The following is a 25316-nucleotide window of genomic DNA, read 5'->3' on the forward strand; positions in this document are numbered from 1 at the left end:
TGGATCAAGCGGCGGCTGCGGTTGCGGCGGCGGCGGATCGAGCGGCAGCGGCAGCGGCTCCGGCAGCGGCGGTCACGGCGGCGGCTTTGGTGGTGGATTCGGAGGCGGCTTCGGCGGTGGATTCGGAGGCGGCTTCGGTGGCGGTGGATTCGGCAAGGGTGGTTCGTCGGGCGGCCCGGGCGGCGGGAGCGGCGGCGGCCACGGTGGCGGCAATGGCGGCAGTCATTGAACTCGCACGGCGGTGCGCAAGCCCCGCTGCTGCCACCCCGAATTGGCGTGACGGCCGGTCACGCCACTCCAGGCAGCAACGGCGGCGGTTTTCCGGTCCCCCGGCCGGAAGCCGCCGCCGGTGGCCGGAGCATGGCCAGCAGCTTTGTCTGCTGGCCAACCGGTCTGCCCTACCCTGATCGACGATCGATCGTCGATCGTTCACGACGCAGCGCGCACTCGCGAGCCCCCTCGCCTTCCCTCGTGCGCGCTTCGCGCTTTCTCCCCTCGTGCGGCCGAACCTACAGCATCTCCAGCGCACGCTTCGCACGCGGCGGCTTGAAGTACGCGTCGAGCACGGCGTGATCCTGCGCATCCAGCACGAGATCGAGCGCAGCGCGGTTGTCGCGCACATGCTCGACGCGCGCGGCCTTCGGAATCGCACACACGCCCGGCTGACGCAGCACCCACGCCAGCGCGACCTGATACACCGAAACGCCGTGCCGTGCCGCGATATCGTCGAGTGGCGAACGTTTAGGCAGCCGCGCATGATCGACGGGGCTATACGCCATCACCGGCACGCCCTCTTGCGCGCTCCACGGCAGCAGATCGAATTCGGCACCGCGCCGCGCCACGTTGTAGAGGATCTGATTCATCGCGCAGGCGTCGCCGCCGGGAATCCCGACGAGTTCTTCCATGTCCTCGGTGTCGAAATTGCTGACGCCCCAGTAGCGGATCTTGCCCGCGCGCACCAGCGCCTCGAAACCCGCGACGGTCTCCTCGAGCGGCACGCCGCCGCGCCAGTGCAGCAGATACAGATCGAGCCGGTCGGTGCCCAGACGCTTAAGGCTCGCCTCGCAGGCACGCTCCACGCCGCGCCGGCTGGCGTTATGCGGATACACCTTGCTGACGAGAAACACCTCCTCGCGCAGGCCCGCGAGCGCTTCGCCGACGAGCGATTCGGTCGCGCCGTCGCCGTACATTTCGGCGGTGTCGATCAGCGTCATGCCCAGCGCCACGCCTTCGCGCAGCGCGGCGATTTCGTCGGCGCGCCGCGTTGCGCGCTCGCCCATCTCCCAGGTGCCCTGTCCCAGCTTCGCGATGCGTTCGCCGCCGGGCAAGGCGATGCTGGCGATATCGGTCGTCATGTTGTCGTCCTTTCGATGCAAGGCCACGTCTGCGCCGTGCGCGCAGCGAAGGGCCAGTGTAGCGCCTCATGCGGCGCGTCTTCATGCGTCGGACGATAAGCCGGTCATTTCCGCGCAGCCGCGGCGATGTCATAAAATCGACGTTCGCCTTCCATGCCTGCCTCCCATGAACGCTCCCACGGAAGACCGCTGGCGCGGCCTGCGCCCGGACCCGGACAACGACACGCCGCTGTATCTGCAACTCGCCCGCAAGCTCAGCGATGCGATTCACGAGAATCGCTGGGCCGCCGGCGAGGCGCTGCCCTCCGAACGCGTGCTCGCCGATGCGCTCGGCGTTTCGCGCATCACCGCGCGCAAGGCCATCGCGCTGCTGGTCGAGCAAGGTCTGATTCGCCGCACCCAGGGCGCGGGCAGCTTCATCACGCCGCGCTACGAAGATCCGCTGTCGCGTCTGACGAGCTTTTCGGAGATGCTGCGCCAGCGCGGCTTCACGCCCAGCTCGCGCTGGCTCTCGCGCGAGATCCAGCCCGCGAGCCGCGATGAAGTGATCCAGCTGGGCCTCTCGCCCGCCGCCGCCGTCACGCGTCTGAAACGCTTGCGTCTGGCCGACGGCATCGTCATGGCGGTCGAGAATTCGACCTTCCCGGCCGCGCTGATTCCCGACCCGAACGCGATCGGCGACTCGCTTTACAGCTTTCTGGAGCAGCGCGGCCTGTCGATCGTGCGCGCGCTGCAGCACTTCCGCGCGGTGAACGCGAGCGAAGAGATTGCGAAGCAGATGAGCATCGCGCCCAACGAAGCGCTGCTGCTCATCACGCGCGTGGGCTATACCGCCGATCAGCGCGCCATCGAGCTGACCGATACGTACTGCCGCAACGATTACTACGACTTCGTCGCGGAACTGCGCAAGTAAGGTATCGAGCGCGCAGCACGCTGCGAACGCCGCAGCTTCACGCGCGCCACTGCGGCTGGTCGGTGCCGATCGGCACGCACGCACGCGCGTAAAACGCCGGCGTGCGTTCGAGTTGTTCGGCGGGCGCCACGGCGCGCACGCGGCCGAACGGCGTCGGCGTTTCCTCGAGGCAATCGGCAAGATCCTGGGCGCTCACTTCGGGCGCCTGCTGTCCGTGCGCGATCATTCCCATCGACTGCAGCCAGCGGCCCGTCTGCGCGAGCGACACGCGCACGTGCCAGCTACCGCCTTCGCGCGCGCGACGCGCCAGCGCCACCATCGCGCCGAACGCGGCGAGATAGCCGGTCGCATGATCGAGCGCCTGACACGGCAGCGGACGCAGCGAGCCGAAGCCGCCCGCCGCCGCGCTTTCCTCCCAGACGATGCCGCTCGCCGACTGCACGAGGCTGTCGAAACCGCGCCGCTCGCGCCACGGCCCGCGATGCGAATACGCGCAGATCGACACGCAGACGATGCCCGGCCGCTCGCGCGCCAGTTGCTCCGGCGCGAAGCCGTGCGCGGCCAGCGCGCCGGGGCGATAGCCTTGCAGGAACACATCGGCGTCCTTGATGAGCGCCTGAAGCTGCGCGCGCTCGCTTGCCTCGCGCAGATCGAGCGTGGCCGAGCGCTTGCCGCGCCCGTTGTCGATCACGAGCGGCGCGATATTCGGCAGATGCGGACCGTTGATGAGCATGACGTCGGCGCCATGATGCGCGAGCGTGCGCCCCGCCACCGGCCCGGCGATGATGCGCGTGAGATCGACCACGCGCACGCCTTCGAGCGGACGCACGCCGGGCGTGAGCGCGGGCGCGTCGGCCTCGCCGATGCGTTCGATGTCGAACAGCGGCAGACTCGCCACCGCTTGCGCCTGCTCGTGCGCGGCCCATTCGGCGGGCGAGCGCACGAGCGCCGCGCAGAGTCCCGCTTCGGCGAGCGCGGCGTCGAGCGTCGCGCCATCCCAGTTCGCGCGGATGGCGCGCGCGACATCGTCGTGACTGTCGCCGCAGCCGAGCACACGCAGAATGCCATGCAGATGATGCGGGAAGTTCGCGTGCAACTGGACCCAGCGGCCGTCGCGCGTTTCGAAGTAGCCCGTCACGGGATGCCGCAACTCGAACGGCGCGCCGCCATCGACGCTCAGATAGCGTTCGCTGCGAAACGCCGCCAGCGCACGGCGCACGTCGATCGACACGCGTTGATCGGGACCGCCGCGCAGCGCATGCAGACGCGCAGCCGCCAGTCCCGCCGCGCCGATCGAAGCCGCCGCCAGCGTGCCGACACGGAATACCGATGGCAGGCCGGGATCGTCGCCGTGCACATCGATCAGATCGAGCGCGGCGCGAGCGTCAGAAGCGTGCTGGCCATCTTGCGGATGAGCCAGCTTCCAGAGGTGTTCGAGCTCGTTGCGGGGCGTCATGGCGCAATCCTGTGGGCTTGAATGAAGTCCGCTCAGGTTACGGGCAGCGCCCCATCGCGATCAATCTTGATCGGGATAATCAACGCCGCGCGTCAGCTCGCCGTGCGCGTGCTCCACGGCCACTGCGCCGCACGCAAACGCAGCGCCTGCGCAACCCAGGCAGCCACGCCCGCGCCGCCGCGCTGCGCATTCATCGACACGGCAGAACGCGCCGACGCGCCGCCCAGCGCGAGCACGAAGCGCGCGCCCTTACCTTCGCTGTTGCCCACGCCGCCCGCGCTCAGCCACACGCGTGCGCCCGCCGCGAGTTCGATCGACTCGCCCGCGCGCAGCCAGTAATCGTGCGCGTCGCCGCCGATCGTCAGCCAGAGTTCGCCCTCGCTCACATGCAGTTGCATCGCCTGGTCGAGCCGCCACGTTTCGGCGGGTTCGCCCTGTTCCAGTTCGAAAATTCGGATTTCGCGCATTGCCTCGCTCCTTGCCAAAGCGCTTCCCGGGCGGCTGGAGCGTGGCGTTTGCGCCCCGCAAATTGCGCCTTGAAGCGTGTTCCGGATGGGAGCATTATTGCCCTCGGTGTCCGCCAACCCCATGCACAGTTCCGAACAGTTCACCCGGAACTGTCCAGTCAAAAAACCGGACACTTGCCTCGTTCTTCACCGCTTTCACCGCCCGAGACCCGCATGAAACTCGAACTCGACCGCGCCAGCAACGTCCCGCTCACCGAGCAGATCGTCGCTGGCGTGCAAAGCTGGATTCGCTCGCGCTCGGCGCATCCGGGCGCGCGCCTGCCGTCGATCCGCCAGTTCGCCGCCGACTACCAGATCAGCCGTTTCCCGGTGATCGAGGCCTACGACCGGCTGGTGTCGCTCGGCTGGCTGGATTCGCGCCACAGTTCGGGCTTTTTCGTGAGCGAGTACGCGCGCGCGGGCATGGCCGGCATGGGCACCTGCGACGTCTCGAACGCCGCCGACGAAACCGGCCATCTGCTCGCCAATCTGAACCGCCCCGGCGAAACGCTGCAACTGGACAGCGGCTCGGTCCCGCAGGCATGGCGCGACGTCGATGCGATCGGCCAGGCGATCCGCCATGTCTCGCGCACCGATCCGTCGAGCCTGATCGATTACGGTTCGCCGCTGGGCGACGCGACGCTGCGCGAACATCTGCGCAATCGCCTGGCGCCACTGGGCATCGCCGCCGAAGTGCAGCAGATTCTCCTGACCGAAGGCGCGAGCGAAGGCCTCGATCTGCTGATCCGCTACATGCTCAAGCCCGGCGACACGGTGTTCGTCGAAGACCCCGGTTACTACAATCTCTACGGACTCCTGAAGCTGCACGGGCTGCGGCTGGTTGGCGTGCGACGCAACGCGAACGGTCCCGATCTCGACCATCTGCATACGCTGCTCGCGCAGCATCGCCCGCGCGCGTTCTTCGTCAACACGGTGTTCCACAACCCGACCGGTACGACGATCTCGCCGCCCGTGGCGTTCCGCCTGCTGCAACTCGCGCGCGAACACGCTTTCACCATCGTCGAAGACGATATTTACGCCGATTTCCAGACCGATCCCACCGACCGGCTCGCCGCGCTCGACCAGTTCGAACATGTGATGTATGTGGGCGGATTGTCGAAGACGCTGTCGTCGTCGCTGCGGGTGGGATATGTGGTCGCGAGCCCGGCGGTCGTGCGCGATCTCGCGGCGATCAAGGCGCTCACCAGCATCTGCGGTTCGCGCTTCACGCAGGCCGTGGCGGCCACGCTGCTCGAACGCGGCGCCTATCGCAAGTATCTGGACCGCTTGCGGCGGCGCATCACCGAAGCGCTCGGCAGCGCCACGCGCTCGCTCGAAGAGCACGGCTGGGAACTGTTCGGCGGGCCGGCCAGCGCGAGCGGCGGCGCAGCGAGCGGCCGCTCGCATCCGCTCACGGGCGGCAAGTTCGTGTGGGCGCGCGTGCCGCATATCGAAGATTCGGCGCGGCTCGTGGCCTGCGGCGAGCCGTTCGGCGTGAGCGCGTCGCCGGGCAGCCACTTCCGCCCGCACGGCGAACCGAGCCCGTGGCTGCGCATCAACGCCGCGTTCGCGCTGGACCCGCGCGCGCAGGCCTTCTTCGCGGCGGCGGCGCGCCTGCCGGGCTAGCGGGCAGACTCAGGCTTAAGCGCGCGAGCGCGCCGGGTTCTCTACAATGACGGCTGCCAGCCACAGCCTGCCCGGTGCTTATGTCCGATCCCAGCAACGCGTCCGATCTTTCGTCCGGCGTTTCGTCCACGCTCACGCCTTCGCCACGCTCGCTGTCGGTGATGTTGTGGATCGTCGCGACGGGCTTTTTCATGCAGACGCTCGACTCGACCATCGTCAACACGGCGCTGCCCGCGATGGCGACGAGTCTCGGCGAATTGCCGTTGCGCATGCAATCGGTGGTGATCGCCTACTCGCTGACGATGGCGGTCATGATCCCCGTTTCCGGCTGGCTCGCCGATAAACTCGGCACGCGCCGGGTGTTTCTCGGCGCGATCTTCGTGTTTACGGTCGGCTCGCTGCTGTGCGCGAGCGCGCATACGCTCAATCAGCTTGTGCTGTCGCGCATCGCGCAGGGCGTGGGCGGCGCGATGCTGCTGCCGGTCGGGCGCCTGGCCGTATTGCGCACCTTCCCCGCCGAACGCTATCTGCCCGCGCTGTCCTTCGTGGCGATTCCCGGGCTGATCGGCCCGCTGATCGGCCCGACGCTCGGCGGCTGGCTCGTGCAGATCGCCTCGTGGCACTGGATCTTTCTGATCAACGTGCCGGTGGGCATCATCGGCTGCATTTTCACCTTCATCTTCATGCCCGACAGCCGCAACCCGGATACGGGCAAGTTCGACGTGCCGGGCTATCTGCTGCTGGTCGTCGGCATGGTGACGATTTCGTTCGCGCTGGACGGCCGCTCCGAACTGGGCATTCCGCAGGCCGTCGTGCTGGTGCTGCTGATCGTCTCGCTCGCGGCGTTCGTGGCGTATGGCCTGCACGCGCAACGCTCGCCGCGGCCGATCTTCTCGCTCGAACTCTTCAAGATCCACACCTTCAGCGTGGGGCTGCTCGGCAACCTGTTCGCGCGCATCGGCAGCGGCGCGATGCCGTATCTGATTCCGCTGCTGCTGCAGGTGGCGCTCGGCTATACGCCGTTCGAAGCCGGCCTGATGATGCTGCCGGTCGCGGCAGCCGGCATGGGCTCCAAGCGGCTCGTGACGTATCTGATCACGCGCGTGGGCTACCGGCGCGTGCTGGTGGTCAACACGGTGCTGGTCGGGCTGATGATGGCGAGCTTCGCGCTTTCCACGCCGAACGAGCCGCTGTGGCTGCGCATCGTGCAACTGGCCGTGTTCGGCGGCGTCAACTCGATGCAGTTCACGGCGATGAACACGCTCACGCTCAAGGACCTGGGCATGGGCGGCGCAAGCAGCGGCAACAGCCTGTTCTCGCTCGTGCAGATGCTGTCGATGAGTCTGGGCGTGACGGTGGCAGGCGCGATGCTGACGACCTTCACCGGGTTGATCGGCCATATGACGGCTTCGAACGTGATCCCGGCGTTCCATGCGACCTTCGTCTGCGTGGGCGTCATCACGGCGGCTTCGTCGTGGATCTTTGCCCAGCTCTCCAACGACGTGCGCCGCACGACGAAGCGCACCGATCCGTCCGAGCGCACCTGAACGAACCTGAGCGCACCAGCGGGCACACCCGCACCGCAACAGTGCACGCGGCGCGCCGGGCAAGTGCCTGCGGGCCGCGACCATGCGCCGCCAGGCCGCCGCAAGCCCTCTCAAAATGCCGATTATTCAAGGCGGATCGTCTGATCCGCCTTGTGTCTGAACGCGCATACTTTTTGCACGGCTATCCAGTAATGTAAACTTGAGGATCGCGCGCATCGTCCGGAAACGCTTCCGGGCCACCCAGAGCGCGCGCCATTCAGGCCTATGAACAGCATGATCGACCTCGATCCCCCCGGCTATCAGTCGCGCCCCGTCGCGGGTGAAGAAGGCGCCCGGCGCACCGTGCTCTACGGCGGATACACCGTTTTCAGTGTGTTCCAGCCGGTGTTTTCGGTCGCCCACCGCCGTGCGATCGGCTATCACGCGTCGCTGCGCGCGCACGACGAACATGGCCAGCAGGTGCCGTCGCAGGAGGTCTTCACACAGGCCGCGCGGCGTGGCGATCTGCTCGAACTCGGCCGTCTGGCCGAATCGCTGCATCTGGGCAATTTCAACGCCTTCGATTCGCATGACGAATGGCTGTTCCTGAGCCTGCATCCCGCCGCGCTGATGGACACGAGTTACGGCGACGCCCTGCTCGCCGGCATCAAGGCGCTCGGCCTGCCGCCGCAGCGCGTGGTGCTGGAAGTGTCCGAACAGGCGGGCGGCGAGAATTCGCGTTTCGCCGAAATCATCGACGCGCTGCGCAAGGCCGGTTTCGTGATCGCGCTGGACGGCTTCGGCGCCAAGCATTCGAACATCGACCGCGTCTGGCAACTGCGCCCCGATATCGTCACGCTCGACCGCAGCCTGCTCGCCCAGGCGAGCCGCCACGCGCATATCGAGCGCGTGCTGCCGGGGCTGGTGTCGATGCTGCACGAGTCCGGTCAGCTGGTGATGGTGGGCGGTCTGTCGACCGAACGCGACGCGCTGATCGCGCTGGAAAGCAACGCCGATTTCGTGCAGGGCGCGTATTTCGCGCGGCCCGACGTGGAGCCGGTGCCGCCCGCCAAGGCGGCGCATCTGATGGACGATCTGTCGGCGCGTCTGCGCGAGCGCGTGAGCGCGCGCGAACGCGCCCAGAGCGCCCGCCTCGCGCCGTATGTGAGCGCGCTCGAAGCGGCGGCGGCGCAACTGGCCGCCGGGGCGAGCATGAGCGACGCCACGCTACCGCTGCTCGGGCTCGCCGAAACGGCGCGCAGCTTCCTGCTGGACGCCTCGGGCCGCCAGATCGGCGACAACGTGCTGCCGGACGGCCGCACTTCGCAGCGCGCCAAGCGCTTCCGGCCGCTGCTGCATTCCGAAGGCGCGAGCTGGGAACGCCGGCCCTACTTTATCGGTGCGATGAAGTCGCCGGGCAACGTGCAGTTCACGCCGCCCTATCTCTCGATCAACGAAGCGCACCTGTGCGTGACGGCGTCGATCGCCGCGCAGACGGCGCATGGCCTGCAGGTGCTATGCGTCGACATCAACTGGGAAGCCGCTGCGCAGCGGGGCTAGGCGAACACGGCGAAAGCGGTGGCAAATGGCGTTGGCGATGCGCTCGCGTATCCCGCCAGCAGCGTGCGAACCGCTGCGCCGCCGAACTGACGATTCGCGCCTCGCACGACGCCCGCTCCGGCTGCGCAGATCACGGGCATGAAACCTTGCCCGTCGTCGGCTTCGCGCACGTGCAGCCAGGCGGCCAGTTCGCCATCCGCAGCGAGTAGCGCGATGCCCGGCTCGCCGTCCAGCGCGAGCATTTCGGCGCGCAGCGCGCGTGGTGCGCCGCCCGACGCACAGGCCAGCGCCGTCGCCGTCACACCGAGCAAATCCATCAGACCGATTCGATCCTGCGCATGCAGCACATCGCGCAGACGCTCGAGCGTGCGCGCGTGCTGTGCGGCATCGGCGGGCGCGGCTTGCGGCGCGGCATCGCGCGCCAGTCGCCCGCGCGCGCGATGCACGATCTGGCGGCAATGCACGAGCGTGCAGCCGGTGAGCGCGGCGATCTCGGCGTAATCGCATTCAAACGCCTCGCGCAGCACGAATACCGCCTGCTCAAGCGGCGCGAGCCGTTCGAGCAACATCAGCAACGCTTCCGAAAGATGCGCGGCGCGCAAGCCTGTTTCTTCCGCCGATGGCGCACAGCCGTCGAGCCCGGAAAGCTCGCCAGCGAGCCCGTCTTGCACGGCGCTGTCGCGGCGCAGCTTGCGCAAGCGGTCGATCGCCAGCCGCACCGTCACCGTCGCGAGCCACGCCTGCGGCGTGCGCATCGCTGCGGCATCGGCGTCACGCCAGCGAAACCACGCGTCCTGCACGACATCTTCAGCCTCGGCGCGGCTGCCGAGCACGCGCGTGGCCAGCGCCAGCAGACGCGCGCGTTCCTCGCCGAAGACCGCCGCGCGGCGCGCTTCGTCCCACTGCGGCGCCTCGAATCCGTTCACTTCATCGCGTATTGCATCGATCACCGTCATGCGCGTCACTCCTTCGCCTGGCGCGTGACTCGCGCCCTGTTTTGGCGGACGGCCCGCGCCGCCCCTCGCCCCTATGACGTCCGGCGCGCCGCCGATGTGACAGGCAAGCGCAAAAAATATTTCCGTCACACGGGCCTGGCGGCAAGCGTCTTCGAGGCAGTGGCGCAAACACATCGCGCCGCTTTCGCCGATCCATCGAAAACCACCGCTTCGCGAGGCCTCACATGCACGCCAACGTCCAGCATCATGCAGCAATCGCGCCACGTGCGCTCAATCTCGTGCCGACCGTCATCGAGACCTCCGGGCGCGGCGAGCGCGCTTACGACATCTACTCGCGGCTGCTGCGCGAGCGCATCGTGTTTCTCGTCGGTCCGGTGACGGAGCAGACCGCGAGCGTGGTGGTCGCGCAGCTCCTGTTTCTCGAAGCCGAAAATCCGGAAAAAGACATCAGTCTCTATATCAATTCGCCGGGCGGTTCGGTCTACGACGGCATGGCGATCCACGACACCATGCAGTTCGTGAAGCCCGATGTCTCCACGCTCTGCACCGGTTTCGCGGCCAGCATGGGCTCGTTTTTGCTCGCCGCGGGCGCGCACGGAAAACGCTTCGCACTCCCGAACGCGCGCATCATGATCCATCAGCCGTCGGGCGGCAGCCAGGGCACGGCCGCCGATGTCGAGGTGCAGGCGCGCGAGGTGCTGTATCAGCGCGAGCGGCTCAACGCGATGCTCGCCGCGCACACGGGACGCGATATCGGCCAGATCGTGCGCGACACCGACCGCGATCACTTCATGTCCGCCGAAGCCGCGGCGGAATACGGGCTGATCGACCGTGTGCTGCATACGCGCGACGAACAGACGCCGCGCTAGCCGCCACCACGCTCAGACCAGCCGCACCGCCAGCCACGCCGCCAGCACGCCTTTGTACTCGGCGACTAGCAGCTTGCGCTCCCTGGGTTTGGCGGCCGCATAAAGCGGGTTCAGGCTCTTGACGACCTGCAGCATGACTTCGGCGATGCGATATGCCTCGTCGGCGGACAGCGCCTCGTTATAGCGACGGAACAGCGTCGAGAAGCGCTGACGCAGCTTGTTGCGCGCGGCCGCATCGCGGCGAAAATCGAGCGACGCGGACAGCAGCGGCAAATACGCCGGGTACGTGTCCATCAGATCGACCATCATGTCGAACAGGCGCTCGGCGAGCTGGGCGGGCGGCAGCGCGGGCGCGTCGGCCTGCGCCTCGATAAAGGTGCTCCAGCGCGCATCCATGTCGTTGCCATATTGCTGACGCAGCGCCAGCGCAAGCTCATCCTTGTTGCGGAAATACTGATACGCCGCGCCGATCGACACGCCCGCCTGTTGCGCGATCTGCGTCATGGTCGCGCCCTCGAAACCGCGCTCGGCGAAATCCTGCGCCGCCGCGTCGAGCAGCGCCTCGACCGTGCGCGCAGCGCGCTCCTGACGCGGCACGCGGCGCCCCGCTTCTTTCGGTGCGCTATTTGCAACGGCGCCTGGCCGCAGCGGTGTTGCCGCCATATCTGAGCCCTCCCTCATATTCATGTATCATATGTGAGGCTATCCTCACATAATGGTGCACCATGACGCAAGCTAACTCTTCCCTTTCGCTCGATCCGCGCAAGACCGCGCTCGTGATGATCGACCTGCAGCACGGTATTGTCAGCCGTCCTATCGCACCGCACAGCGGCGCGCAAGTGGTCGAAAAAGGCCGTGCGCTCGCCGACGCGCTGCGCGCCAAGGGCGGCACCGTCGTCTGGGTTCACGTGCTGCTCAACGAAATCCTCGCGCTGCCTGCCGATGCGCCCACGCGCACGCCGGACGCGCCGCTCGCCCCGGCCATCGCTTCGGAACTCGTGCCGGAAATCGGCGCACAGGAAGGCGATGTGATCGTCGCCAAGCGCCAATGGGGCGCGTTCTACGGCACCAATCTCGAACAGCAACTGCGCCGCCGCGGCATCGACACCATCGTGATGGGCGGTATCGCCACGAACTTCGGCGTCGAATCCACCGCGCGCGCGGCGTTCGACTTCGGCTTCAAGCTGGTGTTCGCCGAAGACGCGACCTCGGCGCTGAACGAAGAGATGCATCACTTCACGTTCGAAAAGCTGTTCCGTCACATGGGCCACGTGCGTTCGACGGAAGAAACCATCGCTGCGCTGGGCTGATATCGAGCGATACTGGCCGATATCGCCGTAGCAAACAAAAAAGCCCTCGATGCGAATCGAGGGCTTTTTCCATGGCGCCGCGTAAAAACGCGACGCGCGAACCGGCTGCACTTAAGCGAAATTCTTCGCTGCGAAGTCCCAGTTCACGATGTTCCAGAACGCTTCGACGAACTTCGGACGAGCGTTGCGGTAGTCGATGTAGTAAGCGTGTTCCCACACGTCGATCGTGATCAGCGCGGTTGCGTCGGTCGTGAGCGGCGTTGCGGCGTTGCTGGTCGACACGATGTCGAGCGAGCCGTCAGCCTTCTTCACGAGCCACGTCCAGCCCGAACCGAAGTTGCCGACTGCAGCCTTCGTGAACGCTTCCTTGAATGCGTCGTAGGAACCCCACTTCGCGTTGATCGCGTCGCCCAGTGCGCCCGTCGGTGCACCGCCACCTTGCGGCGAGAGGCTGTTCCAGAAGAACGTGTGATTCCAGATCTGGGCTGCGTTGTTGAACACGCCACCCGACGACTTCTTGACGATCTCTTCGAGCGAGAGCTTTTCGAACTCGGTGCCCGGGATCAGGTTGTTCAGGTTCGTGACGTATGCCTGGTGATGCTTGCCGTAGTGGAACTCGAGCGTTTCTTCCGACATGTTCGGAGCAAGAGCGTTCTTCTCGAACGGCAGCGGCGGGAGCGTAAATGACATGATTCGGTTCCTTCGTCGTGTTGTGGGGAGTTTTGCGTGAAGTTCTACATTCTGGCCAGCATGGAGCACTCGATTGTAGGCGAGTTGGAATAACCCCGCAAACGAGCGGACATTATGCCGAACATCCGCTGGGCAAGGCTTTCAGGCCTGCTTTCCGCTTCTGTTCGCGCTCGAATCGAGCTTGATTCCAGCTTGATTCGTCTTCAATCGAGTGCTCCGCGCAGCGATCTCCGCGCGATGACGGCAAACCGCGAACGGCCCGCCATGCAGCATCGGCGCATGGGCTGCCGGACCTGCGCAAGGCGATGTCCGGGCAGCGCTAACGCTGTCTGTGCTGCGATGTCTGCGCATGTCGCGCGCCTGGCCGTTCACGCTGCGCTCACGCCCAGCATCGGCCTGCAACGTGGCAAACAGATTGCAAAGCCCGTTGCAAAGCGATCGCTAGTTCAGGCGCGCTCGCAGTAGAAACCTTAGAAACCGTCGGCAAGACGCGGCTGCACGTCGGCGAGCGAAACATCGGCGCTGCCTTGCGCAAGATGCACGGTGAGGCGCTTGCCCGGCTTGAGCGCACCGGGCGCGAGCACGGCCGCGCCGCTTTGCGCGTCGAGCAACGCCGCGTAGCCGCGTTCCAGCGTGCGCTGCGGGCTCAACACTTCAAGCCGCGCCGAAAGCGCCGCAACACGCTCGCCGGCGCGCTCGCGCCCGCGCGCAAACGCGGCGTCGAGACGCCGTTCGAGCGACTGGATCTGCACCTGCTGCGCTGCCGCGTCGGGGCGCGTGCGCTGCCAGCGCATCTGCACGATGTTGAAGCCGGCACGCGCCTGCGCAGTCGAGCGCGAACCTGCCGACGCCAGCCGGATCGCCAGTTGGCGCAGATGCGAGCGCTGCTGCGCCAGCCGTTCCGCCGGCGAAACGAGCCGCCGCGCGAGCCAGTCCAGTTGCTGCGCGCGCCGCTCCATCAACCGGCCGAAACCGCGCGCCAGCGTTGCGTGGCGCTGATCCAGCTCGCGCAGCAGCAGCGCGCGTTGCGGGCTGACCAGCTCGGCGGCGCCCGTAGGCGTGGGCGCGCGCACATCGGCGGCGAAATCGGCGATGGTGAAATCGGTTTCGTGACCCACGCCGCTCACGACGGGAATCCCGCTCGCGGCGATGGCGCGGGCCAGCGCTTCGTCGTTGAACGACCAGAGATCTTCGATCGAACCGCCGCCACGGCACAGCACGATCACATCGACTTCATTGCGCGCATTGGCGGTGTCGAGCATGGCCGTGAGCTTGTCGGCCGAACCCGCGCCCTGCACCGGCGCGGGGTACACGATCACGGGCACATGGGGCGCGCGGCGGCACAGCGTCGTGAGCACGTCGCGCAGCGCAGCCGCCTGCATCGACGTAATCACGCCGATCGCGCGCGGATGGGTGGGCAAAGCGCGCTTGCGCGCCTCGTCGAACAGCCCTTCGGCTTCGAGTTGCGCCTTCAGCCGCAGGAACGCTTCGTAGAGCCGCCCTTGCCCCGTGCGGCGCACCGCCTCGACGTTGAGCTGGAGTTCGCCGCGCGGCTCGTACATCGTCACGCTCGCGCGCACCTCGATGCGGTCGCCTTCGCGCGGCGTGAATTCGGCGTACTGGGCACGGCCGCGGAACATCACGCAGCGGATCTGCGCCTGCGCGTCCTTGATCGAAAAGTACCAATGGCCGCTCGCAGCGCGCGTGAAATTCGACACTTCGCCGGAAATCCAGGCGAGCGGAAAATTGCGCTCGAGCATCGAGCCGATTGCGCGATTGAGCGCCGAAACCGGGATGACGGCGTCGCCGCCAGGCGCGGAAGATAAGCGGTCGGAGAACATTGCAGACGGTGTGGATAAACGGCAGGCGCGAAGCGGCCCGCACAGACGATAGACGCTTCAGGGGGCCGCGTCCAGCAGGAAACGCTCCCAGCGCGTGATCGGCCTGACAGGCGGGGTGAAGTTTCCACATTGGTTACACCAACTGTCACATTTGCGGCAGATCGTGCGCAAGCGCAAAAATATCACGTATGTTATTGATTTATATGTAATTTATATATCGACGAAGAAACCTTACACCGATGGAATGGCGCACGAATGCGCCTTTGCGGCCGCGGGGCACCGACTTCTCCACAAAGTTGTCCACAGGGGGTGGATTTTTCGGAGGAAACACCTGCCTGGCCTGCTTCTGCTTCACCTCCCGCCCGCACCGCTTGCCGCCTCTCCCGCACCCGCGCTAGAGTGCCGGGTTCACGTCGGCCTCTCGACGGCCTGGTCGGCGCTGCGCCGTTTGCCCACATCGAACTGGAGAACCGCTCCGATGCCCACCCCGTCCCGCCTTCTCACTCGCCAGACTCGCCGATGAGCGGCCCGATCGCCGATTTCAAGACGCGCGCCGAAGCCGGTCTCACGCGCGCCTGGCAGCAGCGCGGCCCGCTCGCGTGGGCGCTTTCGCCGCTCGCCGCCGTGTTCGCGGCCATCAGCGGAGCGCGTCGCGCGGCCTTTGCGGCCGGCTGGCTCAAGTCGGTGCGCGTGGGCGTGCCGGTTGTGGTGGTCGGCAACGTGACGGTCGGCGGCACCGGCAAGACGCCCACGGTCATCGCGCTCGTCGAGGCGCTGCGCGCCGCCGGTTACGCACCGGGCGTGGTGTCGCGCGGCTACGGCGCGAAGATCGAACGCCCCACGCCCGTGACGGCATCGACGCCCGCCAGCAACTGCGGCGACGAACCGCTGCTGATCGCGCGGCGCACCGGCGTGCCGGTCTGGGTGTCGCCCGATCGCGTGGCCGCCGTGCAGGCGCTGTGCGCGGCCCATCGCGATGTCGACGTCATCGTCAGCGACGACGGCCTGCAGCACTATCGCCTGCAGCGCGACGTCGAACTCGTGGTGTTCGATCATCGCCTGGGCGGCAACGGTTTCCTGCTGCCCGCTGGTCCACTGCGCGAACCGCTTTCGCGCCACCGCGACGCCACGCTCGTGAACAACCCGTTCGCGCGCGCCCTGCCCGACTGGCCGAACACCTTCGCCCTCAAGCTGGAGCCGGGCGAAGCCTGGCATCTGGCGAATCCGTCGCTGCGCCGCCCGCTCGCGCAGTTCGGCGGCGTCGTCAACGGCCCCGCCGGCGCTCAACAGGCGCCCCAGCGCCTCGTGGCCGCCGCCGGCATCGGCTCGCCGGAGCGCTTTTTTGCGACCTTGCGCGCGGCCGGTCTCGCCCCGCAAACCCTGCCGCTGCCCGACCATTACGACTACGCGACGAACCCGTTCAGCGAAATCGACGCCGACGCCATCCTGGTCACCGAAAAGGATGCAGTAAAATTGGGGGCCTGGAACGACGCGCGCATCTGGGTTGTCCCTGTGGAAGCCGCGCTCGATCATCGCCTTATCACCCTGGTTGTGGAGAAACTCCGTGGACGCCCGTCTGCTTGAAATTTTGGTCTGCCCGATCTGCAAGGGCCCGCTCAGCTACGACCGCGCCGCGCAGGAATTGATCTGCAACGCCGACAAGCTGGCCTATCCGATCCGCGACGGTATCCCCGTCATGCTCGTCGACGAAGCACGTCAGACCGTCGAAGGCACGCCCGTCGACCCGAACGGTCCGGCTTCGGCCTGACGTTCCCCGCTGCGGCCTGCGCGGGCAGCACGCCGCCTGCCGCCGCAGCATCCCGAATTCCCGCGCGCCGCTCACGGCGCGCCTTCATCGCCCTCGCCCGAACTGGCCATGACCGCTCCCGTGCAACCCTTTATCGCCGTTGTGCCGGCGCGTCTCGCGTCCACCCGGCTGCCGAACAAACCGCTCGCCGATATCGGCGGCAAGCCGATGGTCGTGCGCGTGGCCGAGCGCGCCGCCGCTTCGGGCGCCCAGCAGGTGCTGGTGGCCTCCGACGCGCAGAGCGTGCTGGACGCCGCGCGCGAGCATGGCTTCGAAGCCGTCCTCACGCGCGCCGACCATCCTTCGGGCACGGATCGCCTCGCCGAAGTCGCCGAGCACTTCGGCTGGAATGACGATTTGATCGTGGTCAATGTTCAGGGCGACGAACCGCTGATCGACCCCGCGCTGATCTGCGACGTGGCGTCGCACCTGGCCGCCCACCCGGAATGCGCGATCGCCACGGCCGCTCACCCCATCACCGCCCAGGACGAAATCTTCAGTCCGAACGTGGTGAAGGTCGTGCTCGATGCGCATGGCGTGGCGCTCTACTTCTCGCGCGCACCGATTCCCTGGGCACGCGACGCATGGCAGCCGCACTGGTCGCCGGCCCGCCTCGATCTGGCCGCGATGCCCGCCCCGCCTGCCCCTGCGACGGTTTATCGGCATATCGGCCTGTACGCCTACCGCGCCAAATTCCTGCGTGCCTATCCCGGCCTCGCGCAGTCGCCGATCGAGCAGGTCGAAGCGCTCGAACAACTGCGCGCGATGTGGCACGGCGAGCGCATTGCAGTGCTGGTAACGGCCGAAGCGCCGGCGCCCGGCGTCGACACGCCCGCCGACCTCGCACGTGTACAGGCGTTATTCCGACCTTAATAGCGCTGGTGGGCCGAAAAACCCGTGGCATAATCAATTGTTTGCGCGAGCCGTCCAAGCCTTTGTGCGTGGGGGTTTCCCCGCCGTTGCCCGGTTTCGCTCGCAGCCTTTCATGGCTTTTCGCTACCCGCCGCGCCGCGCTGGATTTCACTCCGGCGCTTTTTCATGCGCGGCTCAGGCGTAGCGCCGCCGGCCGCTGCACGATGCAGCAGGCACGACGGGCGCGAGCAAACGGGTAGGAGACGCACGACGCTGCAATGCCGCCCTCATCACATCAAGGGCAGCCGCCGCGCCGCAAGAATTCACACAGATCGGAGAAAGTTGAAATGCGTTTGATCCTGTTGGGCGCCCCCGGCGCGGGCAAGGGAACCCAGGCAAACTTCATCAAGGAGAAGTTCGGCATTCCGCAGATCTCGACCGGCGACATGCTGCGTGCCGCGGTCAAGGCGGGTACGCCGCTCGGCATCGAAGCCAAGCGTTTCATGGACGCAGGCGAGCTGGTGACCGACGAGCTGATCATCAACCTGGTGAAGGAACGTCTGAAAGAAGACGACTGCAAGAACGGCTATCTGTTCGACGGTTTCCCCCGTACGCTGCCGCAAGCCGAAGCCATGAAGCAGGCTGGCGTCGCCATCGACTACGTGCTGGAGATCGACGTGCCGTTCGACGAGATCATCACGCGTATGAGCGGCCGCCGCATGCACCCGGGTTCGGGCCGCACGTACCACGTCAAGTTCAATCCTCCGAAGGAAGAGATGAAGGACGACGTGACGGGCGAAGCACTCGTTCAGCGCGACGACGACAAGGAAGAGACCGTGCGCAAGCGTCTCGACGTCTACGTCGCACAAACCAAGCCGCTCATCGCCTACTACAGCGACTGGGCCAAGCGCGGTGAAGAAAACAGCCTGCAGGCGCCGCAGTATCGCGCGATCTCGGGTCTGGGCGCGGTCGACGAAATCCGCAATCGCGTGTTCGACGCGCTCAAGTAAGCGCTCAACGTCTCTTGCCGGCCAAAGCCGGGCGAGGCCCGGCGACAACGCCGGCCCTCGCCCGTTTTGCTTTCTGGCCGGCCCTTCCCCTCTTCTGCGTATCTGGCGGATGAATCGTGGGCTGGCCCGCGCAGCATCCCGCCAATAAAAATCACATCGAGCAGCAAGGAGGAAGACAGATGCAAATCCGCGATAACGTATTTCTGATCACCGGCGGCGCTTCGGGTCTCGGCGCGGCTTCGGCCCGCCTGATCGCCGCGGAAGGCGGCAAGGTCGTACTCGCCGATCTCAACGAGGAAGCCGGCCACGCGCTCGCCCAGGAACTGGGCGGCGTGTTCGTGAAGTGCAACGTCGCCAGCGAAGAAGATGGCGCCAAAGCCGTGGCGGCCGCGACGGCGCTCGGCACGTTGCGCGCGCTGGTGAACTGCGCGGGCATCGCGCCTGCGATCAAAACCGTCGGCAAGGACGGCCCGCATCCGCTCGACGCCTTCAGCAAGACCATTTCGGTCAATCTGATCGGCACGTTCAACATGATCCGCCTCGCGGCCGCCGCGATCGCCCAGACCGCGCCCGGCGCAGGCGGCGAGCGCGGCGTGATCGTCAATACCGCTTCCGTGGCGGCGTATGACGGGCAGATCGGCCAGGCGGCCTATGCGGCGTCCAAGGGCGGCGTGGTCGCCATGACGCTGCCGATCGCGCGCGATCTGTCGCGCAGCGGCATCCGCGTGATGACGATCGCCCCCGGCATCTTCGAAACGCCGATGCTGCTGGGCATGCCCCAGGAAGTGCAGGATGCGCTCGGCGCGATGGTGCCGTTCCCGCCGCGCCTGGGCAAGCCGGACGAGTACGCGATGCTCGTCAAGCAGATCGTCGAGAACCCGATGCTCAACGGCGAAGTGATCCGCCTCGACGGCGCGATCCGCATGCAGCCGAAGTAACACCGTCGAAGAATGCAAAAAAGCCCGCGTTGCATGCGGGCTTTTTTGCTGCTGAAGCGCGATATTTCAGCGCGATTCAGTCGTTATCGAGCATGCGCTGACGCAGCTCCTGCAACTGCGATTCGACGACCGTGGCGTCTTCCGCGTCCGGGCGTTCATCGAGATATTCCTCGAGATCTTCCAGCGCCGGGCGCACGTAATCGAGCCGCGCGAAGGCAAAACCGCGATCGCGCACTTCTTCGACGTTATCGGGCAGCAAAATCACCAGCCGTTGCTGGATGCCGAGCAAGCGCTCCCAGCGTTCCGTCTGCAGATACACCGATTTCAGATTGCGCAGCATGCGCGCGACGATTTCGCGCCGCGTGGCCGGTTCGAGCAGCATGCGCAGCGCCCGCGCGACCGAATCGCCGGCGTTCGCCACATAGGGCTCGAGCATTTCGACCATATCGGCTTCGGTGAGCGCGCGGCCGGTGGTGGGGTCGAGCATGGCGTCGCCGTCGGGCAGCGAGACGCGCAGCAGGAAATGCCCCGGAAACGACACGCCCTGCACCGGCAGACCGAGCTGGCTCGCGATCTCCAGATACAGCACGGCGAGCGAAATCGGAATGCCGCGACGGCGCCGCAAGACGACGTGCAGATGGCTGTTATCGGGATCGAAAAAATCGTTGAGATTGGCCGCGAAACCCATCTCGCGAAAGAACACGCGGTTCAGAAACGCAACCTGCTGGCGCACGTCCGCATTGTCGGGCAGACGCTTGCTGACACGCAGCGCCAGTTCGTCGATTTCGGCGAGCGTGCCCTGCAGATCGAGATCGGGGTACGCATCCTGCGCGATCGACAGCGCCGCTTCGGTGAGCGGCAGGCTTTCGTCTTCCGCGACGAGCGCGCTGAAATAGTCCAGCACCCGCGTGTTCATCGTCATCACTTCGTGCGCCTCTTGAAGTATGCGTATTTGAAGCCCATCAGCCAAAGCATACCGAAATATAGCGTCGCGAACAGGACAAGGCAGGACCCGAGCAGCAGGATACGCGCGAGCGGCTCGTGGCGCAGGCCGATCCAGTCATAGCTGATCGCGCACCAATGCATCGCTCCTGCCAGCACGAGGCATGCCCCGATGAGTTGCACGAAGAATCTCGACCAGCCCGCGGACGGCATATAGATGCCACGGCGGCGCAAGCCGATGAAGAGCAGCAGCGCATTCATGCAGGCGCCCAGGCCCACGGAGAGCGTGAGACCGGCGTGCGAAAAAATCGGCACGAAGATGTAATTGCTGATCTGCGTGGCGACCAGCACGCCCACGCCGATCTTCACGGGCGTCTTGATGTCCTGGCGCGCGTAGAAACCGGGCGCGAGGATCTTGATCAGGATGAGGCCGACCAGCCCCACGCCATACGCCGACAACGCGCGGCCGGTCATGACGACCGAGTTCGAATCGAATTTGCCGTAGTCGAACAGCGTCGCGGTCAGCGGCTGGGCGAAGAAGAACAGCGCGACCGCCGACGGCGCGGCCAGCAGGAAAGTGACGCGCAGGCCCCAGTCGAGCAGCGCCGAATACTCGTGCGGATCGGCATCGACGTGCGCCTTCGAGAGCGACGGCAGCAGGATCGTGCCGAGCGCCACGCCGAGCAGCGCGGTGGGAAATTCCATCAACCGGTCGGCGTAATTGATCCACGAGACCGCGCCCGCGCCCAGCCGCGAAGCAATATTCGTGTTGATGATGAGGCTGATCTGCGCGACCGACACCGCGAACATGGCCGGCACCATTTTCGCGAGCACGCGCTTGACGCCGCGATGCGCGAGCGCCTTGAGCGGATTCAGGCCAATGCGCGGCATCATGTCGATGCGCTTGAGTCCTGGCAACTGCACGAGGAACTGCAGCACGCCGCCGACGATCACGGCCCACGCCAGCGCATAGACCGGCTGCTTCATATGCGGCGCGAACGCCACCGCCGCCACGATGAACGAGACGTTGAGCAGCACCGGCGCGAACGCGGGCAGCGAAAACTGCTTGTACGTGTTGAGCACGCCGGACGCCAGCGACGTCAGCGAAATGAACACGATGTACGGGAACATGATGCGCGTCATCACGACGGCAAGCTGATACGCCTGCCCGTCGCTCTTCAGCCCGGACGCCACCACGGTCACGACAAACGAGGCGCCGACGATGCCGAGCACCGAAAGAATCGCCAGCACCCAGGCGAGCACGGTCGACGTGGCATCGACGAGCGCGCGGGTGGGATCGTGGCCTTGCTGGTTCTTGAACTCCGCGAGGATCGGCACGAAGGCCTGCGAAAACGCGCCCTCCGCCGAAATGCGGCGCAGCAGGTTGGGAATACGGAACGCGACGTAAAAGGCGTCGGTGTACTGACTCGCGCCGAATGCTCGGGCGATCAGTGTCTCTCGGGCCAGTCCGGTCACGCGCGACAGCAGCGTGAAGCCGCTGACCGTCAGCAGGGCTCGGAATAGATTCATGGGGCGCTTATTATACGGGTGCCTTTTGACCGATCGCCGATCGGCGCGGTCGAACAAAATTCGGGCGGGAGCATTGTGACCGCATCGCGCAAAGGACGTTCAGCCGATGTGCGGTCTACCTTGGCCTGATTTGGCGTGATTGTCACGCCCATGATTTTGTTGCTATAATCGTCGATTCCCTGTCCCTCTCATGGGCTTGGAACGCGTTCTGGAAAGGAAGCGGCGGATTATCCGGCAGTTCAGTCTGTACGGACCACTCTCCCGCTTTGGCACAAGGAACGTGGTCAGCAGCACCACAGCCTGTCATCGGCTGGAAGCGGCGAAGCTGGCAAATACCGTTTTGCGCTTTTGGGTATGGCCCGAAGCGCAGATCCAGGCACGGAGCGTCGGCCAGTTCGCGCTCTACAATCAAGGAAAAATGTAATGGCAAATTCCGCACAAGCACGTAAGCGTGCACGTCAAGCCACCAAGGCTAACTCGCACAACTCGGCACTGCGCTCGAAGTTCCGCACGGCTATCAAGGCTGTCCGCAAGGCAATCGACGCAGGCGACAAGGCTGCTGCAGCTGAAATCCTGAAGGCATCGGGCAAGACGCTCGACATCATCGCCGACAAGAAAATCGTTCACAAGAACAAGGCTGCTCGTCATAAGAGCCGTCTGGCTGCTGCTGTCAAGGCAATGGCCTAAGCGATTCAGGCTGCTCGCTACGGCGGGTACACACTGACGCTGCATCGAAAAAACCCGCTTCGGCGGGTTTTTTTGTTTCTGGCCGATGGAAACTGCGCAGCGCGGCCAGACGTAAAAAAACCCGCGTGGGCGGGTCGTTTTCGTACTGCCGGTACTGCCGGGAGCGCGCCGTGTCTAGCGCCCGCCGCTTTGCTGCGTGGCGTGATCGTGCGGCAGCTCGCAAGCCTCGGTCACGACAAGATCGTTGTCCTTGGCGAAGTTCAGCACGAAGTTGAAGGCCATCGGCTCGATGTCCTTCAGACGCGAATCGAGCACCACCACCTTGAGGTCGCCGATCATCGTCGGGCGTACGTAGAGGGAATAACGCAGATAGGCGTTCGGGCCGCGCGCGTTGGCCGACGCCTTGGGCCCGAAGCTCGACATCACACCCGCCAGACGCTCCGACCAGTCGCTCGGACGAAACTTCTTCCCTTTGCTGGTGATGCCTTGAATGAAGTATTCGGTTGGAGCGTCTTCGGCCATGTAGAAGTACCTGTGTGACTGCGCGGCTCGGCTTGTGGCCCGACTTTTCGCGTGGCGTTTGGGTCTGCATTTGAGTCTGCGGCTGGGCGCGCGATTGAGTCTGCAATCGCAACGTGCCGCCACCCAACAAACAAGGGCACGATCGCACCGCCCGCGCACCCCAACCGGTAACGAGCCGCCTCTCGCACTATCGAAACACAGCGTATGCCACCGCCGGAAATCGCGTGCGCGGCGCCCTGCCGGCCAGCGCACAGGCCGCTTTGGCAGGCCTCGCGTATTGCGGGAAAGCGCCTGCATCGTGCCTGAAAAATCTAACGGATTATAGCGCAGCGGGCCTTTTGACGCACCGCACACAAGACAGTTGACGGCATCGGCGGGCTCTGTCTGAAGGCTTGTCTGTATCGACCGGATTTGCCCTTTGACGATGGCGCGCCGTCCATCGTCCCGGCGCGCCCGGCCTTTTAGCCAACTCGTCAAATTCCGCAAAATCCTTTATGCTGCTTTGACTTACCACCAACCGCAGCGGCGTCGCCGGCCTTCTCCTGCAGTTCGAAGCCGGATCGGGCGCCGTTTTCGCTTCATGACCTCCCGGACCATTCGCCATTACCTGCAGTTCTCGGATTTCTCTCTTGATGAATATGACTATGTGCTGGAGCGCGCGCGCATCCTGAAGCGCAAGTTCAAGAACTACGAGACCTACCATCCGCTGCACGACCGCACGCTCGCGATGATCTTCGAGAAGAACTCGACGCGCACGCGCCTTTCGTTCGAAGCAGGCATCTTCCAGCTGGGCGGCCACGCCGTGTTCATGAACACGCGCGATACGCAACTCGGCCGCGGCGAGCCGATCGAAGATTCCGCGCAGGTGATCTCGCGCATGGTCGACATCATCATGATCCGCACGTTCGGCCAGGACATCATCCGCCGCTTCGCGGAAAGCTCGCGCGTGCCGGTCATCAACGGTCTGACGAACGAGTACCACCCCTGTCAGGTGCTGGCCGACATCTTCACGTTCTACGAGCACCGCGGCCCGATCCGCGGCAAGACCGTCGCGTGGGTCGGTGACGCGAACAACATGCTCTACACGTGGATCGAAGCCGCTGAGATCCTCGACTTCAAGCTGCGCATTTCCACGCCGCCGGGCTATCCGATCGATCCGGCGCTGGTCGCCGAAAGCAGCAAGCCGTTCATCGCCGTGTTCGAGGACCCGAACGAAGCCTGCGCGGGCGCCGATCTCGTGACCACGGACGTGTGGACGAGCATGGGCTTCGAAGCGGAAAACGAAGCGCGCAAGAAGGCGTTCGCCGACTGGTGCGTGGACGCGGAAATGATGGCGCGCGCCAACGCCGACGCACTCTTCATGCACTGCCTGCCCGCTCACCGCGGCGAGGAAGTGAGCGCCGAAGTCATCGACGGTCCGCAAAGCGTGGTCTGGGACGAAGCGGAAAACCGCCTGCACGTCCAGAAGGCGCTGATGGAATTCCTGCTGCTGGGCAAGCTCAATCATTGAGCCATTAACGCGCGCAGCACGTCAAAAAGCCGGGATCGTTTCCCGGCTTTTTGTTTTTCAGCGGTGCTTCAAACCGTTTCGCCCAGCCGCCGCGCCAGCGACTTCAGCAGCGGCGCAACGCGCTCGCGAAACACTTCTTCTCCCATCGACGAAGCCGGTCCGCTGCAACTGAGCACCAGCCAGCGCCGCTCGCGCGGCTCGCGAAACGGCACGGCCACGGCGTTGACGTCCTCGTGCCAGTCGCGAAACGAAAAGCACGCGCCCTCTTTCGCGAAGTTTTCGATCTCGCGCTTCGCGGCGGCGACCTGTGCGGGACCGTCCGCGCCCGCCGCTTTCTCCAGCTCCGCGAACAGCGCCGTGCGGACATCGAGCGGCTGCACGGCCAGATACGCGCGCCCCATCGAACTCGTCAGCATCGACAGCCGCGAGCCGGACGCAAGACCCAGCGTGAGCGCCGTTTCGCTGCGAATCGTCTCCAGATAGATCACGTCGAGCCCGTCGCGCCCGCCCAGCGACACCGCCGCGCCCACCTCGCGCGCGAATGCACGCAGATGCGGACGCGCCAACTCCAGCGTGTCCGTGCCCGAGAGCAGCGCAAAGCCCAGCGACAGCACGCCGGCATCGAGCGCGTACTTGCCCAGCGATTCGTCGAAACGCAGATAGCCGAGCATGGTCAGCGTGTAGGCAAGCCGGTTCACGGTGGCCTTGGGCAATCCCGTGCGCTCGACGAAATCGCGATTGCCGAGCAGCGTCTCGCCGGGCCGGAACGCCCGCAGCAATTCCAGCCCGCGCGCGAGCGCGACGACGAATTTGCGCTCGTCGATCGGCCCGGCAGCCAGCGTCGACGCGAACGAGGAAGAGGGATTCATTTCTGGTGCGGACATAAGCGGGCTAGTGATACACTGAAGTC

Annotated in this window: 26 protein-coding genes; 15 read left to right on the top strand and 11 right to left on the bottom strand. The window is 65.8% G+C overall.

What is annotated here, in order from left to right; all coding sequences use genetic code 11:
* The coding region (locus G3N59_RS36035) for a hypothetical protein (RefSeq protein WP_205987772.1) at window positions 1-229 on the top strand (229 nt) is incomplete at its 5' end.
* A 280-nt stretch (window positions 230-509) separates the two neighbouring features.
* Here G3N59_RS36035 and G3N59_RS36040 read toward each other — a convergent pair.
* Window positions 510-1355, bottom strand: coding sequence for an aldo/keto reductase (locus G3N59_RS36040; protein WP_205987773.1), 846 nt, complete (start codon window positions 1353-1355; stop codon window positions 510-512).
* Window positions 1356-1521: 166 nt separating this feature from the next.
* On the opposite strand from G3N59_RS36040, the gene G3N59_RS36045 reads away from it, so the two are divergent.
* Entirely contained in the window at window positions 1522-2268 is a 747-nt protein-coding gene (locus G3N59_RS36045) for a GntR family transcriptional regulator (protein WP_205987774.1), read from the top strand.
* A 37-nt stretch (window positions 2269-2305) separates the two neighbouring features.
* Here G3N59_RS36045 and G3N59_RS36050 read toward each other — a convergent pair whose 3' ends face one another.
* Together G3N59_RS36050 and G3N59_RS36055 are read right to left on the bottom strand one after the other, a co-directional pair.
* Window positions 2306-3724 carry a CoA transferase gene (locus G3N59_RS36050; RefSeq protein ID WP_205987775.1) on the bottom strand — a complete coding sequence of 473 codons (1419 nt, stop codon included), beginning with the start codon at window positions 3722-3724 and terminating at the stop codon, window positions 2306-2308.
* Window positions 3725-3816: 92 nt separating this feature from the next.
* A complete protein-coding gene (locus G3N59_RS36055) occupies window positions 3817-4191 on the bottom strand; it encodes a DUF2917 domain-containing protein (protein WP_205987776.1) in 375 nt (124 codons plus the stop codon).
* Between the two features lie 213 nt (window positions 4192-4404).
* Between G3N59_RS36055 and G3N59_RS36060 the strand changes: the two genes are divergently transcribed.
* The 3 genes from G3N59_RS36060 to G3N59_RS36070 all read left to right on the top strand — a co-directional run bounded on the left by G3N59_RS36060 (window position 4405) and on the right by G3N59_RS36070 (window position 8942).
* Window positions 4405-5856 (top strand): PLP-dependent aminotransferase family protein, encoded by a 1452-nt coding sequence (locus G3N59_RS36060; protein WP_205987777.1) that lies wholly within the window; start codon window positions 4405-4407, stop codon window positions 5854-5856.
* 80 nt (window positions 5857-5936) lie between these two features.
* Window positions 5937-7403: a multidrug transporter subunit MdtD gene (mdtD, locus tag G3N59_RS36065; RefSeq protein ID WP_205987778.1), complete on the top strand. Its 1467-nt coding sequence runs from the start codon at window positions 5937-5939 to the stop codon at window positions 7401-7403.
* A 264-nt stretch (window positions 7404-7667) separates the two neighbouring features.
* Window positions 7668-8942, top strand: coding sequence for an EAL domain-containing protein (locus G3N59_RS36070; RefSeq protein ID WP_205987779.1), 1275 nt, complete (start codon window positions 7668-7670; stop codon window positions 8940-8942).
* Here the strand turns inward: G3N59_RS36070 and G3N59_RS36075 are convergent.
* Entirely contained in the window at window positions 8939-9898 is a 960-nt protein-coding gene (locus tag G3N59_RS36075; RefSeq protein ID WP_205987780.1) for a sigma-70 family RNA polymerase sigma factor, read from the bottom strand. The two genes, G3N59_RS36070 and G3N59_RS36075, sit on opposite strands and share 4 nt — an antisense overlap.
* A gap of 224 nt (window positions 9899-10122) precedes the next feature.
* Here G3N59_RS36075 and clpP point away from each other — a divergent pair, with 224 nt between their 5' ends.
* Window positions 10123-10767, top strand: a complete 645-nt coding sequence (gene clpP, locus G3N59_RS36080; RefSeq protein ID WP_205987781.1) for an ATP-dependent Clp endopeptidase proteolytic subunit ClpP — start codon at window positions 10123-10125, stop codon at window positions 10765-10767.
* Window positions 10768-10779: 12 nt separating this feature from the next.
* Here clpP and G3N59_RS36085 read toward each other — a convergent pair whose 3' ends face one another.
* Window positions 10780-11430, bottom strand: a complete 651-nt coding sequence (locus G3N59_RS36085) for a TetR/AcrR family transcriptional regulator (RefSeq protein ID WP_205987782.1) — start codon at window positions 11428-11430, stop codon at window positions 10780-10782.
* 62 nt (window positions 11431-11492) lie between these two features.
* Between G3N59_RS36085 and G3N59_RS36090 the strand changes: the two genes are divergently transcribed.
* Window positions 11493-12077 (top strand): isochorismatase family protein, encoded by a 585-nt coding sequence (locus tag G3N59_RS36090; RefSeq protein ID WP_205987783.1) that lies wholly within the window; start codon window positions 11493-11495, stop codon window positions 12075-12077.
* A 111-nt stretch (window positions 12078-12188) separates the two neighbouring features.
* Here G3N59_RS36090 and sodB read toward each other — a convergent pair whose 3' ends face one another.
* Both sodB and xseA read right to left on the bottom strand, forming a co-directional pair.
* Complete coding sequence (gene sodB, locus G3N59_RS36095; RefSeq protein ID WP_205987784.1) at window positions 12189-12767, bottom strand: Fe-Mn family superoxide dismutase; 579 nt, start codon at window positions 12765-12767, stop codon at window positions 12189-12191.
* A gap of 470 nt (window positions 12768-13237) precedes the next feature.
* Complete coding sequence (gene xseA, locus G3N59_RS36100) at window positions 13238-14608, bottom strand: exodeoxyribonuclease VII large subunit (protein WP_205987785.1); 1371 nt, start codon at window positions 14606-14608, stop codon at window positions 13238-13240.
* Between the two features lie 519 nt (window positions 14609-15127).
* Here xseA and lpxK point away from each other — a divergent pair.
* The 5 genes from lpxK (at window position 15128) to G3N59_RS36125 (ending at window position 19215) form a co-directional block, all read left to right on the top strand.
* The gene (gene lpxK / locus G3N59_RS36105; RefSeq protein ID WP_205987786.1) at window positions 15128-16192 is read left to right on the top strand and encodes a tetraacyldisaccharide 4'-kinase; all 1065 of its coding nucleotides are present in this window, start codon (window positions 15128-15130) and stop codon (window positions 16190-16192) included.
* Window positions 16173-16376 (top strand): Trm112 family protein, encoded by a 204-nt coding sequence (locus G3N59_RS36110; RefSeq protein ID WP_205987787.1) that lies wholly within the window; start codon window positions 16173-16175, stop codon window positions 16374-16376. The genes lpxK and G3N59_RS36110 overlap by 20 nt, the downstream gene beginning before the upstream one ends.
* 108 nt (window positions 16377-16484) lie before the next feature.
* On the top strand, window positions 16485-17288 hold the full coding sequence (gene kdsB / locus G3N59_RS36115; RefSeq protein ID WP_205987788.1) for a 3-deoxy-manno-octulosonate cytidylyltransferase: 804 nt from the start codon (window positions 16485-16487) through the stop codon (window positions 17286-17288).
* Between the two features lie 326 nt (window positions 17289-17614).
* On the top strand, window positions 17615-18277 hold the full coding sequence (gene adk, locus G3N59_RS36120; RefSeq protein WP_205987789.1) for an adenylate kinase: 663 nt from the start codon (window positions 17615-17617) through the stop codon (window positions 18275-18277).
* A gap of 179 nt (window positions 18278-18456) precedes the next feature.
* Window positions 18457-19215, top strand: coding sequence for a 3-hydroxyacyl-CoA dehydrogenase (locus tag G3N59_RS36125; RefSeq protein ID WP_205987790.1), 759 nt, complete (start codon window positions 18457-18459; stop codon window positions 19213-19215).
* A gap of 76 nt (window positions 19216-19291) precedes the next feature.
* Here G3N59_RS36125 and G3N59_RS36130 read toward each other — a convergent pair whose 3' ends face one another.
* Window positions 19292-20137, bottom strand: a complete 846-nt coding sequence (locus G3N59_RS36130; RefSeq protein ID WP_205987791.1) for a tetratricopeptide repeat protein — start codon at window positions 20135-20137, stop codon at window positions 19292-19294.
* Complete coding sequence (murJ, locus tag G3N59_RS36135; protein ID WP_205987792.1) at window positions 20137-21687, bottom strand: murein biosynthesis integral membrane protein MurJ; 1551 nt, start codon at window positions 21685-21687, stop codon at window positions 20137-20139. The genes G3N59_RS36130 and murJ overlap by 1 nt, the downstream gene beginning before the upstream one ends.
* A gap of 280 nt (window positions 21688-21967) precedes the next feature.
* Here murJ and G3N59_RS36140 point away from each other — a divergent pair, with 280 nt between their 5' ends.
* Window positions 21968-22111: a hypothetical protein gene (locus G3N59_RS36140; protein ID WP_205987793.1), complete on the top strand. Its 144-nt coding sequence runs from the start codon at window positions 21968-21970 to the stop codon at window positions 22109-22111.
* Window positions 22111-22374, top strand: a complete 264-nt coding sequence (rpsT, locus tag G3N59_RS36145; protein ID WP_205987794.1) for a 30S ribosomal protein S20 — start codon at window positions 22111-22113, stop codon at window positions 22372-22374. The genes G3N59_RS36140 and rpsT overlap by 1 nt, the downstream gene beginning before the upstream one ends.
* A 174-nt stretch (window positions 22375-22548) precedes the next feature.
* Here the strand turns inward: rpsT and G3N59_RS36150 are convergent, their stop codons facing one another.
* On the bottom strand, window positions 22549-22896 hold the full coding sequence (locus G3N59_RS36150; RefSeq protein WP_205987795.1) for a DUF3579 domain-containing protein: 348 nt from the start codon (window positions 22894-22896) through the stop codon (window positions 22549-22551).
* Window positions 22897-23476: 580 nt separating this feature from the next.
* Between G3N59_RS36150 and argF the strand changes: the two genes are divergently transcribed.
* Complete coding sequence (gene argF, locus G3N59_RS36155) at window positions 23477-24406, top strand: ornithine carbamoyltransferase (protein ID WP_205987796.1); 930 nt, start codon at window positions 23477-23479, stop codon at window positions 24404-24406.
* Between the two features lie 68 nt (window positions 24407-24474).
* On the opposite strand, the gene G3N59_RS36160 is transcribed toward argF, so the two are convergent.
* Window positions 24475-25275, bottom strand: a complete 801-nt coding sequence (locus G3N59_RS36160; protein WP_205987797.1) for an IclR family transcriptional regulator — start codon at window positions 25273-25275, stop codon at window positions 24475-24477.
* Between the last annotated feature and the right edge of the window lie 41 nt (window positions 25276-25316).

Source organism: Paraburkholderia sp. Ac-20340 (assembly GCF_017104965.1).
Classification (GTDB): Bacteria; Pseudomonadota; Gammaproteobacteria; order Burkholderiales; family Burkholderiaceae; genus Paraburkholderia.